Consider the following 16,400-nt stretch of genomic DNA (forward strand, 5'->3'; position numbering starts at 1 on the left):
GCACACCGGCGGCTCACCCGCGCCGGACCCGGTAGTACCGGGTCTCGGCGCGGTCGCCGTCCAGCAACCGGTCGATCCGCCCGACGACCCCGGCGACCTGCACGCTGTCCAGCGCGCGGGCGTGCTCCAGGGTGCGTAGGTGCGTGGCCACCGAGTGCGCCGTGGCCACGCCGCCGGACGCCGACCGGTCCGCCGGGTCGCGGGAGTCCGCGAGGTCACGGCCCACCGTCACGCGGTCCGCCGTCGCCGGGTTCTCGGTGCTGGAGCGCCCGTCCAGGGGCGAGACGAGCTCCTCGGTGGTCTCCAGGTGCAGCACGGGGACGCCCGGCGGCGTCCGGAAGGTCGCGGTCGGGGCACCCGCCGTGACCACGCCGCCCACCCGGTGCCGACGCCGGAACGCCGGTGAGGACGCCAGGGCGACGGCCGCGATCCCTCCCAGGGAGTGGCCCACCAGGACGACGGGTTCGTCGGGGCGGGCCCCGGCGTCGGCCAGGGCCTGGACCACCCCCTCGGCGACGTCGGCCGACCGGTGGGCCATCAGGTCGAGGTCGGTGTCGACGTCGAAGGGGTTCGCCGGGGAGAGCAGGGCCTGGGTCCCCGGGATGAGCACGGTCCACGACGAGCTGCCGTCGGCGCTGACGACCTCCTGCACCGCGACGGTGCCGGGCGGCGCTCCCGGGGTCGGGCGTCCGGGGAGACCGCTGCCGTGGGGGTAGAGGTCCGCGGTGCGGGCCAGCGCCTCCTCGACGCCCGCGAGGGGCCGGTCGTCCCCGGCGGGCGGCCCGGTGTCGAACGCACCGGGCTCCACGAGGTCGACGTGCACCGGCCGGGACCCGAGCACCGCGGAGACCGCCGCCGACAGCACCCGCGCTCCCCCGGTCACCGAGAGGTCCCCGGCGGCCAGGTCCGGGGCCGCGAGCGCCACCCCGACCCCGGCACCGGCCAACGCCTCGTCGACGAACGGGGCGGCGGTGCGGAGCAACCAGCCGCCCCTGTCCCCGTCCTCGTCCGGCGACGGCGACGGCGGCGGCGGCGGAGCAGGCGGCGGCATGTCGGGGTCGGGCGCCGCGGCGGAGAGCCCGACGAGGCCGGCGGCACCGGTGAGCAGGGCCGGCAGGCCGGCGGGACTTCGCAGGAACCCGGTCACCCCGAGCCCGACGGCCCCGGCGACGACGGTCACGCCCGCCCCGACGGCCTGCTCGGCGAGGGACTCGGCGTGCGTGTAGAGCCCGGCGGCGCGGCGCAGCCGGTCGGCCAGCGTCGTGCACACCGCGGCGCGCGCCCCCAGGGCCCCGGCGGTGTCGCCGACGAGCGTCCCGGCACGCCGGAGCCGGGTGGGCCGGGCGGGGTCGGCCTCGCCCCACGGAGCCGGGGTCCACACCGCGCGCTCCAGCGCACGGCCCGCCTCCGAGCAGTCCCAGGCGGCGGACCGCAGGGACGCCGCGGCGGCGTCCAGGTGCCCGGCGGCGTCGCGGACGGCATCGGCGTCCACCCGGTCGAGGGTCGCGCCGCCGACGATGCGCAGGGTGTCCCGCGGGTCCCGGCTCACCCGTCGAGACACCCGGCGGTGACCCGGTCCGCCTGCTGCAGCGTGGCGCCGTCGGCGTCCAGCAGGGTGAGCACCTCGGCGACGGCGTCCCGGCAGGAGTCACCGGCCGCGGACTCCCAGCCCGGCCCGCGCGCGCGGTGCAGGGCGGCGGTGGCGTCCTCGAGCCGGTGGCGTGCGCGCCGGAGCAGGGCCGCGGCGGTGGCGACGTCGGAGGTGGTCACGAACATGCCGGGGACGCTAGGAGCGCCGGCGCCTCGCGGTCGGGCTCCCCTGCCCGCACTGTGGACACCCGCCCCTGGGGGTGGAGGGCGCCCGTGGGACAATGCCGGTCGTGACCTCCACTGTGCAGCCCACCCGTGTGTCCCTGGCCGACGTCACCCCGCCGATCGCCCTCGGTCCGCTCGACGGCCGCTACCGCTCCGCGGTCGCCCCGCTGGTGGACCACCTCAGCGAGGCGGCCCTCAACCGCGAGCGTCTCCACGTCGAGGTCGAGTGGCTGATCGTGCTGTGCAACGGCACGGACACGGTCCCCGGCCCGGTGGTGCCCGGCGCGCCGAGCCTGACCGACACCGAGATCACGTACCTGCGCGCGATCCCGGCGACGTTCGGCGCGACCGAGATCGCCGAGCTCGGCGCCATCGAGCGCGAGACGGTGCACGACGTCAAGGCGGTGGAGTACTTCATCAAGCGCCGCATCGCCGACGCCCCCGAGATCCTCGGCGAGACGAACCTGCCCGCCGTGAGCGAGCTGGTGCACTTCGCCTGCACGTCCGAGGACGTCAACAACCTGTCCTACGCCCTGATGGTGCGCGGGGCCGTCACCGACGTGTGGCTGCCCGCCGCCACGGCGCTGGCCGACCAGCTCGCCGACATGGCCCGCGAGCACGCCGAGGTGCCGATGCTGAGCCGCACGCACGGCCAGCCCGCCACCCCGACGACGATGGGCAAGGAGCTCGCGGTGCTGACGCACCGGCTGCGGCGCCAGCTCCGCCGCGTCGAGGGCGCCGAGTTCCTCGGCAAGCTCAACGGCGCCACCGGCACCTTCGGCGCGCACACCGTCGCCGTCCCGGGTGCCGACTGGCCGGCCGTCTCCCGCGGGTTCGTCGAGCACCTCGGCCTGACCTGGAACCCGCTGACCACGCAGATCGAGTCGCACGACTGGCAGGCCGAGGTCTACGCCGACGTGGCCCGGTTCAACCGGATCCTGCACAACCTCGCCACCGACGTGTGGACCTACATCTCGATGGGGTTCTTCACCCAGATCCCCGTCGCGGGTGCCACCGGCTCCTCGACGATGCCGCACAAGGTCAACCCGATCCGGTTCGAGAACGCCGAGGCGAACCTCGAGATCTCCTGCTCGCTGCTCGACACGCTCGGCGCGACGCTGGTGACGAGCCGTCTGCAGCGCGACCTCACCGACTCCACGACGCAGCGCAACATCGGCCCGGCCTTCGGGCACTCGCTGCTCGCGATCGACAACGTGCGCCGCGGACTGCAGGCCCTGGCCGTCAACGCCGACCTCATGGCCGAGGACCTCGACGAGAACTGGGAGGTCCTCGGCGAGCCCGTGCAGTCGGCCATGCGTGCGGCCTCCGTCGCCGGGGTCGAGGGCATGGAGAACCCGTACGAGCGCCTCAAGGAGCTCACCCGCGGGAACCGGGTCGACCAGGCCCGGATGCGCGAGTTCGTCGGCGGCCTCGGGCTGCCCGACGACGTCGCGGCCCGGCTGGCCGAGCTCACCCCGGCGTCCTACACCGGGATCGCCGCCCGGCTCGTGGACGAGTACCTGGACTGAACGCCGGGCCCCGTGCGGTCCGCGGGTCGCGCCTATGCTGGAGTAAACCGGCCGAGGAGGCGATCATGACGACGCAGGCGCCGGAGCAGGAGCCCGGCCACGACGGGGCGCGCGTCCGGCACAGCGAGTTCGCGCGGCTGCTGCTCTCCCACGACCCGGCCGTCACGGACCCGCGCTTCAAGGGAGCCGCGGTCGAGGTCGACACGGGTTACGAGGAGACCGACGACCACGAGCGGTTCGACGCCGGCTGATCTCGGCCCGGTGACGTCGGCAGGTCCCGGCCCTGGACGGGCCGGGACCTGCCGACGCCCTCACGGCACCGCTGCGCTCGCCGGGACGAGCCACGACGACCGGGGTCCATGGCTCAGGCACGGAAGGATCTTCTCGCACGACTGTCACACGGGGAACACGCGGTGGATCGGGAAGAGGTTGCTCCGCCGTCGTTCCTGGTGTCGGGATGCCGGACGGGCCGCGCGGACCTACCGTCGGGGGATCCGGCCGCGAGGGAGACGTCGTGCTCGAGAGCTACCCGATCCTGACGATCGTGCCCCCGGTGCTGGCGATCGTGCTGGTGGTCCTCACCAAACGCGTGCTGCTCAGCCTCGGGGCCGGGGTGCTGGCCGCTGCCCTGCTCGTGGCCGACCTGGACCCCCTGGAGGCGCTACGCCTCGTGTGGGAGTCCTTCGTGGCGATCTTCTGGGTCGACGGCGCGGTGAACACCTGGTACGTCTACATCCTCGTGTTCACGCTGATCCTCGGCGTGATCGCGGCGCTCATCATGATGTCCGGCGGCACCAAGGCCTTCGCCGACTGGGCGGTGGAGCGTATCCGGACGCGCCGAGGCGCCCAGGTCCTCCCGGCGATCATGGGCATCGTCATCTTCATCGACGACTACTTCAACGCCCTCGCCGTGGGCCAGGCCTCCCGCCCGGTGACCGACCGGCACCGGGTCTCGCGGGCCAAGCTCGCCTACATCATCGACTCGACGTCCGCGCCGGTCGCCGTGCTCGCCCCGTTCTCGAGCTGGGGCGCCTACATCATGGGGATCCTCGCCCCGATCGTCGCGGCGTCCGCGATCACGGCCTCCAGCGTGCAGGCGTTCCTCGGGGCGGCCGCCGCCAACTACTACGCGATCGCCGCCGCGGTGACGGTCTGGCTCGTCATCCTGCTGCGCCTGGACGTCGGGCCCATGCGGCGCGAGGAGGCCCGCGCCGTCCACGAGGACGAGCCGTTCGACCCCGACGACGACATCCCCGGACGCCTCGCGGAGGACCTGCCGGTCCACCACCCCGGCGAGAAGCGGGCGCTGGTCGTCCCGTTCGTGCTGCTGGTGGTCGGCGTCTTCGCGGGGATCGTGTGGACCGGGTACTCGGCGGCCGGCACGTGGGACGCCGTCGAGATCCTCGCCGAGACCGACACCAGCACCGCGCTCGTCGTGGGCGGCGTGCTCGGGCTGGCCGCGGCCGTCTTCTACTACCTGCGCTACACGGGCCCGAACCCCGCCTTCGCGGCCCGGCACTTCGGCCGCGGCTGGATCGAGGGGCTGCGGTCCATGTGGCCGGCGGTCAGCATCCTCGTCCTCGCCTGGATGCTCACCGGGCTCATCGACCAGCTCGGTACGGGTGCCTACCTGGGCGGGCTCGTCGAGGACACCAACCTGTCGGCCTCGTGGCTGGTCCCGGTCGTCTTCGTCCTCGCGGCCGCCATGGCGTTCGCCACCGGGACGTCCTGGGGGTCCTTCGCCCTGCTGCTGCCCCTGGTGGGCGGCATCATGAACAGCCTCGGCGAACCCGACCTGCTGCTGCCGGCCCTCGGGGCCGTGCTCGCCGGAGCCGTGCTCGGCGACCACAGCTCCCCCATCTCGGACACCACGATCCTGTCCTCCACCGGTGCCGGGGCGAACGTCATCACGCACGTGCTCACCCAGCTCCCGTACGCGGGCGGGGCCGCGGTCGCGGCCCTGGCCGGGTACGTCGCGATCGCCCTCGGGGCGGGGACGGCTCTGGGGCTGCTGGTGACGCTGGTGGTGCTGGTCGCCCTCGTGCTGGCCGTGCGGGCCGTGCGCCGGCCCGTCGAGGCGGACCGGCCGGTCCGGCAGGACCAGGGCCCCGCGTCCACCGCCTGAGCCGTCCTCAGTCGAAGAGCCGCAGCAACAGCGTGTGCCAGGTGATCGGCCCCACGACCCCGTCCTTCGGCGGCGCGAACATCCCCTGGAAGTCGCGGACCGCGGCATCGGTGAGCGGGCCGAACACCCCGTCGACCGCGAGGCCACCCGGGAGCAGGGTCTGCACCGCACGCACCGCCTCGCCCGCGTCACCCTGCTGCAGGGTCACGATCAGCTCCGGCCAGTCGAGCTGACCCACCGTCGTCGAGACGAACCGGCTCCGCCGCGCCTGCTGGAACCTCCGGATCGCCTCCCCGCTCAGGGGGCCGAACAAACCGTCCGCGACGATCGGCGCACCGTGCTGGCGCAACAGGTGCTGGGAGCCGAGCACCCGCCAGTTCGTCTCCTGGCACGTACCCACCTTCACCAGCGGCCACGGGAGCCGGGCCACACCGAGGAACGACCAGGTCTCCGGTCCGACCGTGCCGTCGATCGTCAGGCCCCACGACTCCTGGAAGAACCGGACCCGTTCGGCCGTGAGCGGCCCGAACACGCCGTCGATCACGAGCTCCGGGTCTCCCGGGAACCGCACCAGTCCGAACTGCTGCACCGCCCGGACGGCCTCCCCGGTGTCACCCACCCGCGTCGGGACCACCAGGACCGGCCAGGTGTGCATGCCCACGACGCCGTCGACCGCCAGGCCGCGGTCCGCCTGGAACGACGCGACCTCGGCCGCGGTCACCGGTCCGTAGGTCCCGTCGACGGTCAGCGAGTGCCCGTGCTCGCGCAGGAGACGCTGGATCCCCACGACGGCGCGGCCGCTCTCCCCCGCCCCGAAACTTCCCCACGGCTGGACGTTCATCGTGCACTCCTCGATGTCGACTCGTCGGTCCTACCCGGAGGGAGCGACCGGCCCGGGGCGGTGATACGCGGGGCCCGAGCAGCACCGGTCCGACCACGAGGGCGCGGACCGGAGCGACAGATCTCGCCCGCCCCAGGGGAGACACACCGCGCGGCTGCTGGCAGGATCGGACCATGCACCCTCGCGCCGGCCAGGTGGCCCAGCCCGACGACCTCATCGACGTCGACCACGTGGTCGGCGCGTACTACGACATCCGGCCCGACGTGGAGGACCCGGCCCAGCAGGTCGCGTTCGGCACGTCCGGCCACCGCGGCTCCTCGCTCGACGGCGCGTTCAACGAGGCGCACATCGCCACGATCACGCAGGCGATCGTGGAGTACCGGGCGCTGGAGGGCATCGACGGCCCGCTGTTCCTCGGCCGGGACACGCACGCGCTCTCGCTGCCGGCGTGGCAGACCGCGATGGAGGTGCTCGCCGGCGCGGGCGTCACCGTGATGATCGACGCGCGCGACTCGTACACCCCCACGCCGGCGGTGTCCCAGTCGATCCTCATCCACAACGGCGCGGCGGCCGAGGGCGGGGTGCGCACCGGCGGTCCCGGCGCCGCGGACGGCATCGTCGTGACGCCGTCGCACAACCCGCCGCGCGACGGCGGCTTCAAGTACAACCCGCCGCACGGCGGACCGGCGGGTTCCGAGGCCACCCGCTGGATCGCCGACCGGGCCAACGACCTGCTGCGCGCCGGGGGCCTGGCCCGCGTGCACCGCGTCTCGCTCGACGTCGCCGTGGCCGCCCCGACGACGCACCGGCACGACTACCTGTCCACGTACGTCGACGACCTGGCGAACGTGCTGGACCTGGACGCGATCCGCGAGGCGGGCGTCCGCATCGGCGCCGACCCCCTGGGCGGGGCGTCGGTGGAGTACTGGGGTGCGATCGGCGAGCGCTACGGCCTGGACCTGACCGTCGTCAACCCGCAGGTGGACCCGCGCTGGGCCTTCATGACGCTGGACTGGGACGGCAAGATCCGCATGGACTGCTCCTCCCCGCACGCGATGGCCTCGCTCGTGGAGCAGATGGCCGGCGACGCCCCGTACGACGTCGCGACCGGCAACGACGCCGACGCCGACCGGCACGGCATCGTCACCCCCGACGCCGGGCTCATGAACCCGAACCACTACCTGGCCGTGGCGATCCAGTACCTCTACGGGGGTGCGCGCCCGGACTGGCCGACGTCCGCGGCGATCGGCAAGACGCTGGTGTCCAGCGCGCTGATCGACCGCGTGGCCGCCGGGCTGGACCGCCGGCTGATCGAGGTGCCGGTCGGGTTCAAGTGGTTCGTGCCCGGCCTGCTGAGCGGCGAGATCGGGTTCGGCGGCGAGGAGTCGGCGGGGGCCTCGTTCCTGCGCCGTGACGGCCGGGTCTGGTCCACGGACAAGGACGGCATCCTGCTGGCGCTGCTCGCCTCGGAGATCCTCGCCACCACGGGGCGGTCCCCGTCGCAGCACCACGCCGACCTCGTCGAGCGGTACGGCGAGTCCTGGTACGCCCGCGTGGACGCGGCGGCCTCCCGGGAGGAGAAGTCGCGCCTCGCCGCACTCTCCCCGGAGCAGGTCACCTCCACGACGCTGGCCGGTCAGGACATCACCGCCAAGCTCACCGAGGCTCCCGGCAACGGGGAGAAGATCGGCGGGCTCAAGGTCACGACGCAGGACGCCTGGTTCGCGGCGCGTCCCTCGGGGACCGAGGACGTCTACAAGATCTACGCCGAGTCGTTCGTGTCCGCCGACCACCTCGGCGAGGTGCAGGCCGAGGCCAAGCAGGTCGTCGGGGACGCGCTGGGCGGCGAGTAGCGGGCCGCGCGCCGACCGGTCAGCCCCGGTCGGCGCGCAGGTCCTCGTACTCGGGATGCCGTTCGAGGTAGGCCCGGATGAAGGGGCACTTCACGACGATGCGCTCGCCGCGGGCCCGCACCGTGTCGAGCGCCCCGCGGGCCAGGGCCGACCCGACGCCCTGCCCCTCGAGCTCCGACGGCACCTCGGTGTGGTCGAAGGTCACCACGTCCCCGGAGCGCTCGTAGTACGCCCCGCCGGCTTCGGTGCCGTCGTCGAGCAGGGCGAGGAAGACGCCCCGCTCGGGGTCGTCACGGACAGTCACAGCAGGCTTGTCGTTCATGCCCCCATGCTGCCGTCGGGACGCTACTCCGACCACCGCAGGTACTGGTAGTCGGGGTGGCGGCGGAGCCACGTCTCGACGAACCAGCAGTCCGGCCGCACGGTCGCGCCGGCCGCGGCGATGTCGTCCAGGGCCCGGTGGACGAGCGCGTCCGCCACCCCGTGACCCCGGTGCTCCGGGATGACGACGGTGCTGGGGATGACCACGACGTCGCCCTCGCGGTGGTAGCGCAGGACGCCGATCGCGTGGGCACCGCCGTCGGGCGAGCCGGCCGGGGCGGGGAGCCGGGCCTCGTACCGACCGTGCTCGGGGTCGTGGTGGATGTCGACGTCGGCAGGGGAAGACACCCGAGGAAATCTACTCCTCCACACACCACGTGCACGTGCGGCCGCCGGGGGTCGCGCCTCGGTCATGCCACGGTCGTGCCGAAGGCCAGCCCGAGCAGGTACGTCGCACCGGCCGCCCCGAAACCGATGAGGAGCTGGCGCCCGGCCCGGGTGAACGGCGAGGTGCCCGACAGCAGCCCGGTCACGGCGCCGGTGACCAGGAGGCACAGCCCGACGAGCGCACTGGCCACCACGACCGCAGTCGTCCCCTCCAGGCCGAACAGGTAGGGCAGCACCGGCACGATCGCCCCCGAGGAGAAGAGGAAGAAGCTGGCCACCGCCGCCCCCCAGGCGGTGCCGTGCGTCTCGTGGTTCGTCTGCTCCTCGTCCTCGGCGATACCCTCCGGCACCCCGGTGGCCTGCAGCCGGTGCAGCACCCCGTCGGCCTTCGCCTCGGCCTCGTCGGCGTCCATGCCACGCGCCCGGTAGACCAGCGCGAGCTCGTTGGCGTCGACGTCGAGGTCCGGCAGCGCGTCCGTGGCGGAGGGCGCCGGGGTGGACGCCTCGAGGAGCTCGCGCTGGGACCGCACGGACACGTACTCGCCCGCGCCCATGGACAGCGCACCCGCCAGCAGCCCGGCGAGACCTGTCAGCAGCACGGTGCCGGTCGTCACCCCGGAGGCGCCGATGCCGAGCACGAGGGCGAGGTTGGACACCAGACCGTCGTTCGCCCCGAACACGGCGGCCCGGAACGACCCGGACAGCCGGTTGCGGCCCCGGGTGGCCAGGCTGCGCACGACCTCCTCGTGGATCTGCTCGTCGGCGGCCATCTGCGCCGTGGCGTGCCCGTCGTCGGCGTAGCTGGACCGGGACTCGGCCCGCTGCACCAGCGCCAGCACGAACACCCCGCCGAGCCGCCGGGCCAGGAAGGCCAGCATCCGGGTGCGCGGGTCACCGCGACGCGGCATGCCGACGTCGTCGCCGAGCAGGTCGAGCCAGTGCTGCTCGTGCCTCTTCTCGGCGGCGGCCAGGGCGAGCAGGATCTCCCGCTCCTCCCCGGTGCGGGTCGCGGCGAGGTCCCGGTACACGGCGGCCTCGCAGCGTTCGGCGGCGAGGTAGCGGCGCCACCGGCGGATCTCGGCCGGTGTCCGGGTCGGCGTGGGCGTGGGCGCGTCCATGGGACACCATGATCGCGCCCGACGGCGCTCCGTGTGTTCCGGAGGGCGCCGGGAGCGGTTTCGGTGGTCCGCGAGGACGTGCTCCGACGATCCGCACCCGGCGGGGGACCCGGATGTCACCGGGAGAAGGCACAATGGTGGCCGTCGCACCGCACGCGACAGCATCCGCGGACTCCGAGGGACACCGGCGTGATCATTGTCAGCACCGACGGCTCCTGCCCGACCGACGGCGACGCGATCGGCTGGGCATGGGTCGCCCATGGCTCCGGCCGTTTCGACTCCGGCGGGGACGCGCACGGCACGACGCGGGTCGCCGAGCTGACCGCGCTGCGCCGGGCCGTCGAGGCCCACCCCGGCGACGAACCCCTGTTCGTCGAGTCGGGTTCCCAGTGGGCGTTCCGGTGCGCCTCCGAGTGGCTGGAGACGTGGAAGGCGCACGACTGGCGCACCGCCGCCGGCGAGGAGGTGCCGCACCGCGAGTCCGTGCAGGCCCTGGACGAGGCGATCTCGGAGCGGACCGGTCCGGTCCGGTTCCGGTGGGCCCGCGGCCACGTCGAGAGCCCGTTCACGGCACGCGCCCGCGAGCTGGCCGAGCTGGCCGCGAACGACTGGGCCGCCGGACGCGGCGACCTCGACGGGCTCCTGCTCGACGACGCCGCGGGGCGCGAGACCCCGGAGGCGCCGGCGGGCGGCCCCGAGCCCGAGCCGGTCGGTGCCCGCCGTTCCCCGACGACGCCGACGAGCGGCCCGGGCTGGGAGCTCGACACCCTCTTCGACTGAGGGCGCCGAGCCCTTCGGCAACGGCCGGTCAGTGGCCGTTGGCCACCGACCGGTCGTCGGCGACCGACCGGTCCGAGCCGGCTCCCTGCTTCTGCGCCAACCCGGTCAGCAGCTGGTTGATGTCGATCCCGGTCAGCTCCTTGACGACGGCCTGACCCTCGCCGAGCACGCTGCTCACGTTCTTGGTCACGGGCGGAACGCCTCGGCCTCGGTGGCCGCGTTGTGCGAGTCACGGCGCGCGTTGGCCTCCTGCACCTCGGCGTACGCCTTCGCCTCGGCGGGCTTGCGCACCTCGATGTCGAGACGCTCCTGCTCGACGCGGGCCTTCTCCGAGAGCGCCTCGCGCTCCTGGAGCGCGACGAGCCGGTCCTGCTCGGCCCGGGCGAGCTGCCCGGCCGCCTCGGCCTCGGCCTGGGCCTTGTCCGTGTCGGCCTTGATGGCGGCCTTCTTCAGGTCGAGCGCCTTCTGCCGCTCGGCGATCTGCTCGGCCGCCTCGATGACGGCGAACTCGGAGGCGCGGCGCGCCTCGGCCTCGGACACCTCGGCCACCTGCAGGGCGCGGGCGGACTCGGCACGTCCGAGGTTCGACAGGTAGTCGGACCCGGGCGTGGAGATGTCGGAGATGTTGAGGATGTCGACCTGCAGACCCTGCTCGGCCAGGTCCCGCTTGGTCGACTCCACGACCCGGTCCGACAGCCCCTTGCGGTCGGAGATGATCTCCTCGATCGACATGTCGCCGACGATGGAGCGCAGCGACCCCTCGAGGGACTCGGCGATGATCTCGGTGAGCAGCCCCTGCTGGGACAGGAACCGCTGCGCCGCACGGCGCACGCCCTCCTCGTCACCGCGCACCTTGAAGTTGATGGACGCCTTGATGGCGATCTTGATGCGGTTCGAGTCGACGCCCTCGACGGTGATCCCGATCTGACGCTGCTCGAGGGAGATCGGGAAGCCCTGCTGCAGGACGGGCCAGACGAAGGTCCGGCCGCCGATGACGACCTTCTGCCCGGCCATGTCCTTGCGGCCGGCTCCGCGGCCGACGATGACGAGCGCCTGGTTCGGGGGGACGCGGCGGATCCGTTGGGCGACGAAGACGCCGATGGCGAGGAACGCGAGGACGACGGCCGCGACGGCGATCGTGGTCACGAGGTTGGCAGAGCTGTCCATGGTTGCGCGCCGGAGCGCGACTCCTCTCGGGGGATGACGGTCGGCGTGCCGGTCGACACGGCCGGGGCATGGGCCCCGGCGTCAGTCCTCGGGCCGGTAGGGGCCGACGCGCACGCTGTGGGGCTGGTGCTCGAGGACGACCACGCCCGTCCCGGAGGCGATGGGCTCCATCGACCACGCCAGGCGTCGCTCGAGCTCGCTCACCGCATCGAGGGCGACCTCGCCGGAGGACTGGGTGATGTCCGTCGTCGCGGTGCCCTGCACGCCCACGAGGTCGACGTGCGCGTTGTCCTCGGTGGCGCTGAGCCGCCGGATCAGGAGCTGGGCGACGAGCACCGCCAGCAGGCCCACGGCCGCCGAGGCGGCGTAGGCGATCCACGGGGCCCAGCCGTTGACGGTCACGACGGCGCCGACGGCACCGAAGACGACGGCACCCACCCCCAGGGAGGTTCCGGAGACGGCGCCGTCACCGAGGTCCACGACCTCCCCGACGACGAGCGAGACGAGGAGCAGGACGAGACCGGCGACACCGATCAGCGCGAAGACGAGCACGGACGCCCTCCAGGACGCAGATGTGGCAAACGTGTGAAGAGTGCCACAAATCACCCTCCGGGCGCGACCCCCGGCCCGATCCGGGACGATCGAGGCATGAACGCTCCTGCGGCGAGCCCGTCCCGCCTCGTGCTCCTGCGCCACGGCGACACCGAGTGGGCGCTGGCCGGGCGGCACACCGGGCGCACCGACGTCCCGCTGACCCGCGACGGCGAACGGCAGGCACGGGCGGCCGGGCAACGGCTCGCCGGCCTCGAGCCGGTCGCCGTGCACTGCTCGCCGCTCCAGCGGGCCCACCGCACGGCCGAGCTGGCGGGGTTCGGCGACGCCGTCACGGACCCCGACCTCGCCGAGTGGGACTACGGCCCCGTGGAGGGGCTCACCTCGGCCGAGGTCGGCGGGGCACTGGGCCGCCCGTACGAGATCTTCCGCGACGGCGTCGACCTCCCGGCGCTCCGGGAGCCCGGTGGCGGCGGCCCGAGCGGGGAGTCCCTGGCCGACGTCCGGGTGCGCACCGACCGGTTCCTGCGTCGCGTCCGCCCGGCGCTCGCGAACGGCGGGACCGTGCTGGTCGTGGCGCACGGCCATCTGCTGCGCGTGCTGGCCACCTCGTGGCTGGGGGTGGAGGCGGGGTTCGGCGTCCACCTGGAGCTCGGCTGCGCCGCGGTCAGCGAGCTCGGGAGCTCGCACGGGCGGCCCACCATCGCGTCGTGGAACCTCGTGGGCTAGCTGTACTGACCTGACAGGTTGGTCAATCGGGTGCTGCGTGGCCGGTTCCCGCAGGCGGTGTGGGGTCGGTGGTTGTACTGGGTGGATCCATGCTGCCAGGGCGTCTAGTCGTTCGGTCTCTGAGGTGTTGCAGCGGGCGTAGCCCAACCCGTCGGCCAGGTGCGATGGAAGGTTTCGATCTTGCGGTTGATCTGGGGGCGGCGGGGCCCGGTCCGGGAGTGCTTGATCTTGAGGTCGGCGCGGGTGTCGCGCCACAGGTGGGAGACGTAGGCCGAGTCGTTGTCCGACAGGATGCCGTGGCCCGGCGCGGCACCCCGGTCGCGGTCACGGCGGTCTCGTCGTCGTGCACCTCGGCGTAGGCGACCCAGGAGTGGTCGCCAATGACGGTGTCCACGAACGCGTAGCCCATCTTGGGGTAGTGGTGCTTGTTCCTGGGCTTGCCCGCGGTGGCGGCCCGGTTCCGGTCGCCCCGCGGGCGGCCCAAGAATCGCCACCCGCCGCCGTCGGGGATGTTGCCGGGCTTCTTGACGTCCACGTACAGCATCGCGCCGGGATGGTCGTGCTCGCAGCGACGCACCGGCTCACCGGTCGTGCGGTCAACGTGCTAGAGCCGGTTGAGGCGGCACCGAGTCAGGACCCGATGCGCGTTCGAGGGTGCCACGCCCGTCAACGCCGCATGCTGGACCGGTCCCAGGCGCTTGCGAAGCCGCAGCGACACGATTCGCCGTGTGGTGGCCGGGTCGGTCCTGGCCGGCATCCGGCGCTGGCGCGAGGACCGGTCGCTCATGGGCCCGTCCGCCGCATACTGGTTGGCCCACCGCTTGACGGTGGGCCACGAGCACTGGAACCGGGCCGCGACCTCGGCGAGTAGAGGTGTTCTACCGAGAGGGTAAGTCTGCTGTCAATTCGCTGGCGAGTCGTCGTGGTGGCCTGGATCGTCAAGGAAGTCAACGATCCGGGGATCGTACTCTGTCGCCACCGTTCCTTCCGGCGATCCGTAGGTCACCGAAACTCCTGGCCGGTTGAGCACCACGTCTTGGACTTCATTCATTCCCTGTGCTGCTGGACGGACAGAAGCGGACGTGCTCTTTCCAGAGACCCTGCGCCGGACAAGGCCATAGACGACGATGCCTGGAAGAGTCAAGGAAACGATCCAGCCGCCGAGGGGGTTCTTGGTCGATATCAAGTAGAGCAAGAGTGCCATCAACGCTGTGAGCGATCCGACGACTGCAAGTCGTTTGAGTGTCATGATTATCACCGGCGTTACCTACCTGCTCAGGCTAGCGGAAATTTAGAATGCGCGCAATGCGGCAGCTCGAAAGTGCCTTACACGGCCCCTGGGGCACCCAAACCGTGCCAGGCGCCCCAGGAGCCGTGGTCGAACCACTAGAATTCTGCCCGGCCTCAGACCCACCACCCAACTTGCTGCGTGAGACCCAGTGAGGCTGCGCGCACCGATGGGTTCCCGATAACATTGCCCCACGGCACGGAAACCCCAGTGTAATGGAACTTGCGGCAACCCAGGTCCCACATTTTCTTAACTGGGTAGCCGCTGCGATCGAAGTAGTAGCCCCTTCCCTTCATGCAAGTAGTTTCATACTTGCTCCCGGTGCCCCAGTAGTACCTTTGCTCGTAGCCTCGGTGCCCCCAGATCACTACACTGCAGATATCTTCGACGCCGAAGTAACCATAGCTACCGGCGTACACCGTTCCTGAGCAGCCAGCCGCAACCGCCGCCGCCTCCATGGTCTCGGCCGCCGTAAGGTTCTGGCCCTCCACCGGCCTGCCATCGGGATAGTAGATAATGTCACCCGGGGAGTACGAGGGGTCAATGTAGGAGTCGGCTCGCTGCATCTTTCCAGGCAGAGAAAGGATGACCTCCTTGGAGGCGTTGGGGTTGGCTTTGGCGATAGGCAGGTTCATCCAGTCGTCGTTACCGCGGTCGGTCGACATATCCCTATCCGCGGATGCTGGGGCGGAGATCGTGAGTGCCAACAATCCGGCCAGTACGGCGGTCAGAAGTGGACGCAGGGAGCGCTTTGCTTGGTATCCAATCAGATTGGGGTTTGATGCGCTCGAGAGACTACTTGACATGCCTCTCTGTGCCGTCATGCCTCGGATGGCGCGTTGCAGGCAGAATAGTTTGACCCTTCGCTTCGCGCGAGGGCCGCCCTCTTTCTAGCACTCCTTTCTGCTGGCGTTCTGGCTGGTCACAGGCGTACGCGCCATATTGTCCGTCTACGCAGCCTTTCGCTCGCAGCATTGCCCTCCAGGGTGCACCAGGCCACCCCCTGAAAGAGATCGTTATCATTCCGTTATGTGTTGCGCCAATAACGACCGTTTGTGACGAACCATCATTGCCGTCACCTGATCGGCCTGGTTGCAGGGGAGCGCCTCGGTCAAAGACCCATGTCAGCAAGTGCGGCGATCGGAACCCCTCAGACGGGTTTTCGATAGCGTTCTCGGTATGGCGATGACGTTCGGCTACGCGCGGGTCTCCACCGCGGGACAGACACTCGACTCCCAGCTCGACCAACTCGTGGCTGCCAACGTCGACCGTCAGAAGATCAAGGTAGAGGCCGCCTCCGGCGCCCGCGACGACCGCCCTGTCCTTACCGAGCTCATCGAGCATCTCCAAGAGGGCGACACGATCGTGGTGACGAAGTTGGACCGTCTGGGTCGTTCGGTGGGCCATCTGATTGACCTCACGACCCGACTCGATGCAAGAGGTGTCGCTCTTCGGTCGCTGTCTGAACAGATCAATACCTCAACTGTTGCAGGTCGGGTCATGGTGCACATGCTGGCTGTGCTGGCGCAGATGGAGCGCAATCTGATCCGCGAAAGCACCGTCGCGGGCCTCGCGGCCGCCCGTGCTCGCGGGCGCACGGGGGGCGTCCCACAGTCATGACGCCTGACCGCTGCGAGGCGGCTGCCTCGCTTCTCGCTGACGGACATTCAGCGGCTGCCGTAGCCAGGGCGCTGGGAGTCTCCGAGTCCACTATCCGCCGCTACGTCAAACGATGAAGCCCGGGCCCCAGGCTGTCACCTAGCCGTGCAGCAGTCCCACGAGCCTCGCTGGCAGCATGGATCCACCAGTACAAGAACCACCGACCCCACACCGCTCGCGGGAACCGGCCACCCATCACCCGATTGACCAACCTGTCAGGTCAGTACAGCTAGGTG

The 16,400-nt window shown here is 71.7% G+C and carries 19 protein-coding genes and 2 pseudogenes; 9 read left to right on the forward strand and 12 right to left on the reverse strand.

The window, feature by feature from the left end:
• Positions 1-13: 13 nt before the first annotated feature.
• Together Q6350_RS03055 and Q6350_RS03060 are read right to left on the reverse strand one after the other, a co-directional pair.
• Positions 14-1,549, reverse strand: coding sequence for a hypothetical protein (locus tag Q6350_RS03055; RefSeq protein ID WP_305065112.1), 1,536 nt, complete (start codon positions 1,547-1,549; stop codon positions 14-16).
• Complete coding sequence (locus Q6350_RS03060) at positions 1,546-1,776, reverse strand: hypothetical protein (RefSeq protein ID WP_305065113.1); 231 nt, start codon at positions 1,774-1,776, stop codon at positions 1,546-1,548. Before Q6350_RS03060 ends, Q6350_RS03055 begins: the two co-directional genes overlap by 4 nt.
• A 95-nt stretch (positions 1,777-1,871) precedes the next feature.
• Here Q6350_RS03060 and purB point away from each other — a divergent pair, with 95 nt between their 5' ends.
• From purB to Q6350_RS03075, 3 genes are all read left to right on the forward strand, one after another.
• Positions 1,872-3,344 (forward strand): adenylosuccinate lyase, encoded by a 1,473-nt coding sequence (purB, locus tag Q6350_RS03065; RefSeq protein WP_304602798.1) that lies wholly within the window; start codon positions 1,872-1,874, stop codon positions 3,342-3,344.
• Between the two features lie 65 nt (positions 3,345-3,409).
• A complete protein-coding gene (locus Q6350_RS03070) occupies positions 3,410-3,595 on the forward strand; it encodes a hypothetical protein (RefSeq protein WP_304602799.1) in 186 nt (61 codons plus the stop codon).
• A 263-nt stretch (positions 3,596-3,858) separates the two neighbouring features.
• The gene (locus tag Q6350_RS03075) at positions 3,859-5,469 is read left to right on the forward strand and encodes a Na+/H+ antiporter NhaC family protein (protein ID WP_304602800.1); all 1,611 of its coding nucleotides are present in this window, start codon (positions 3,859-3,861) and stop codon (positions 5,467-5,469) included.
• Between the two features lie 7 nt (positions 5,470-5,476).
• Here the strand turns inward: Q6350_RS03075 and Q6350_RS03080 are convergent, their stop codons facing one another.
• Positions 5,477-6,310: a peptidoglycan-binding protein gene (locus tag Q6350_RS03080; RefSeq protein WP_304602801.1), complete on the reverse strand. Its 834-nt coding sequence runs from the start codon at positions 6,308-6,310 to the stop codon at positions 5,477-5,479.
• Between the two features lie 173 nt (positions 6,311-6,483).
• Between Q6350_RS03080 and pgm the strand changes: the two genes are divergently transcribed.
• The gene (gene pgm / locus Q6350_RS03085) at positions 6,484-8,163 is read left to right on the forward strand and encodes a phosphoglucomutase (alpha-D-glucose-1,6-bisphosphate-dependent) (RefSeq protein WP_304602802.1); all 1,680 of its coding nucleotides are present in this window, start codon (positions 6,484-6,486) and stop codon (positions 8,161-8,163) included.
• A 19-nt stretch (positions 8,164-8,182) separates the two neighbouring features.
• On the opposite strand, the gene Q6350_RS03090 is transcribed toward pgm, so the two are convergent.
• The 3 genes from Q6350_RS03090 to Q6350_RS03100 all read right to left on the reverse strand — a co-directional run bounded on the left by Q6350_RS03090 (position 8,183) and on the right by Q6350_RS03100 (position 9,989).
• On the reverse strand, positions 8,183-8,485 hold the full coding sequence (locus Q6350_RS03090) for a GNAT family N-acetyltransferase (protein WP_304602803.1): 303 nt from the start codon (positions 8,483-8,485) through the stop codon (positions 8,183-8,185).
• A 23-nt stretch (positions 8,486-8,508) separates the two neighbouring features.
• Positions 8,509-8,832, reverse strand: a complete 324-nt coding sequence (locus tag Q6350_RS03095) for a GNAT family N-acetyltransferase (protein ID WP_171247175.1) — start codon at positions 8,830-8,832, stop codon at positions 8,509-8,511.
• 62 nt (positions 8,833-8,894) lie between these two features.
• Positions 8,895-9,989, reverse strand: a complete 1,095-nt coding sequence (locus Q6350_RS03100; RefSeq protein ID WP_171247176.1) for a VIT1/CCC1 family protein — start codon at positions 9,987-9,989, stop codon at positions 8,895-8,897.
• Between the two features lie 189 nt (positions 9,990-10,178).
• Between Q6350_RS03100 and Q6350_RS03105 the strand changes: the two genes are divergently transcribed.
• The gene (locus tag Q6350_RS03105; RefSeq protein ID WP_304606590.1) at positions 10,179-10,769 is read left to right on the forward strand and encodes an RNase H family protein; all 591 of its coding nucleotides are present in this window, start codon (positions 10,179-10,181) and stop codon (positions 10,767-10,769) included.
• A 28-nt stretch (positions 10,770-10,797) separates the two neighbouring features.
• Here Q6350_RS03105 and Q6350_RS03110 read toward each other — a convergent pair whose 3' ends face one another.
• From Q6350_RS03110 to Q6350_RS03120, 3 genes are all read right to left on the reverse strand, one after another.
• Positions 10,798-10,959 (reverse strand): hypothetical protein, encoded by a 162-nt coding sequence (locus Q6350_RS03110; RefSeq protein WP_305065117.1) that lies wholly within the window; start codon positions 10,957-10,959, stop codon positions 10,798-10,800.
• Complete coding sequence (locus Q6350_RS03115; RefSeq protein ID WP_305065119.1) at positions 10,956-11,936, reverse strand: SPFH domain-containing protein; 981 nt, start codon at positions 11,934-11,936, stop codon at positions 10,956-10,958. Before Q6350_RS03115 ends, Q6350_RS03110 begins: the two co-directional genes overlap by 4 nt.
• An 81-nt stretch (positions 11,937-12,017) precedes the next feature.
• Complete coding sequence (locus tag Q6350_RS03120) at positions 12,018-12,488, reverse strand: hypothetical protein (protein WP_305065121.1); 471 nt, start codon at positions 12,486-12,488, stop codon at positions 12,018-12,020.
• Positions 12,489-12,584: 96 nt separating this feature from the next.
• Between Q6350_RS03120 and Q6350_RS03125 the strand changes: the two genes are divergently transcribed.
• Entirely contained in the window at positions 12,585-13,217 is a 633-nt protein-coding gene (locus tag Q6350_RS03125) for a histidine phosphatase family protein (protein ID WP_304602806.1), read from the forward strand.
• Here the strand turns inward: Q6350_RS03125 and Q6350_RS03130 are convergent.
• The 3 genes and pseudogenes from Q6350_RS03130 to Q6350_RS03140 all read right to left on the reverse strand — a co-directional run.
• Positions 13,214-14,085: pseudogene (locus Q6350_RS03130) on the reverse strand (integrase core domain-containing protein); the annotation flags it as partial. The gene Q6350_RS03125 and the pseudogene Q6350_RS03130 overlap by 4 nt on opposite strands.
• A gap of 33 nt (positions 14,086-14,118) precedes the next feature.
• Positions 14,119-14,475 (reverse strand): hypothetical protein, encoded by a 357-nt coding sequence (locus Q6350_RS03135; RefSeq protein WP_304602807.1) that lies wholly within the window; start codon positions 14,473-14,475, stop codon positions 14,119-14,121.
• Positions 14,476-14,621: 146 nt separating this feature from the next.
• Entirely contained in the window at positions 14,622-15,170 is a 549-nt protein-coding gene (locus tag Q6350_RS03140; RefSeq protein ID WP_304602808.1) for a hypothetical protein, read from the reverse strand.
• Positions 15,171-15,684: 514 nt separating this feature from the next.
• Between Q6350_RS03140 and Q6350_RS03145 the strand changes: the two genes are divergently transcribed.
• From Q6350_RS03145 to Q6350_RS03150, 3 genes and pseudogenes are all read left to right on the forward strand, one after another.
• Positions 15,685-16,125, forward strand: a complete 441-nt coding sequence (locus Q6350_RS03145) for a recombinase family protein (RefSeq protein ID WP_305065124.1) — start codon at positions 15,685-15,687, stop codon at positions 16,123-16,125.
• Positions 16,122-16,241 (forward strand): helix-turn-helix domain-containing protein, encoded by a 120-nt coding sequence (locus tag Q6350_RS15330; protein WP_370375357.1) that lies wholly within the window; start codon positions 16,122-16,124, stop codon positions 16,239-16,241. Before Q6350_RS03145 ends, Q6350_RS15330 begins: the two co-directional genes overlap by 4 nt.
• Before the next feature lie 42 nt (positions 16,242-16,283).
• A pseudogene (locus Q6350_RS03150) lies at positions 16,284-16,397 on the forward strand (IS481 family transposase); the annotation flags it as partial.
• Positions 16,398-16,400 lie beyond the last annotated feature (3 nt).

The sequence above is a fragment of the Isoptericola sp. b515 genome (genome assembly GCF_030588125.1).
GTDB classification, from domain to species: domain Bacteria; phylum Actinomycetota; class Actinomycetes; order Actinomycetales; family Cellulomonadaceae; genus Isoptericola; species Isoptericola sediminis.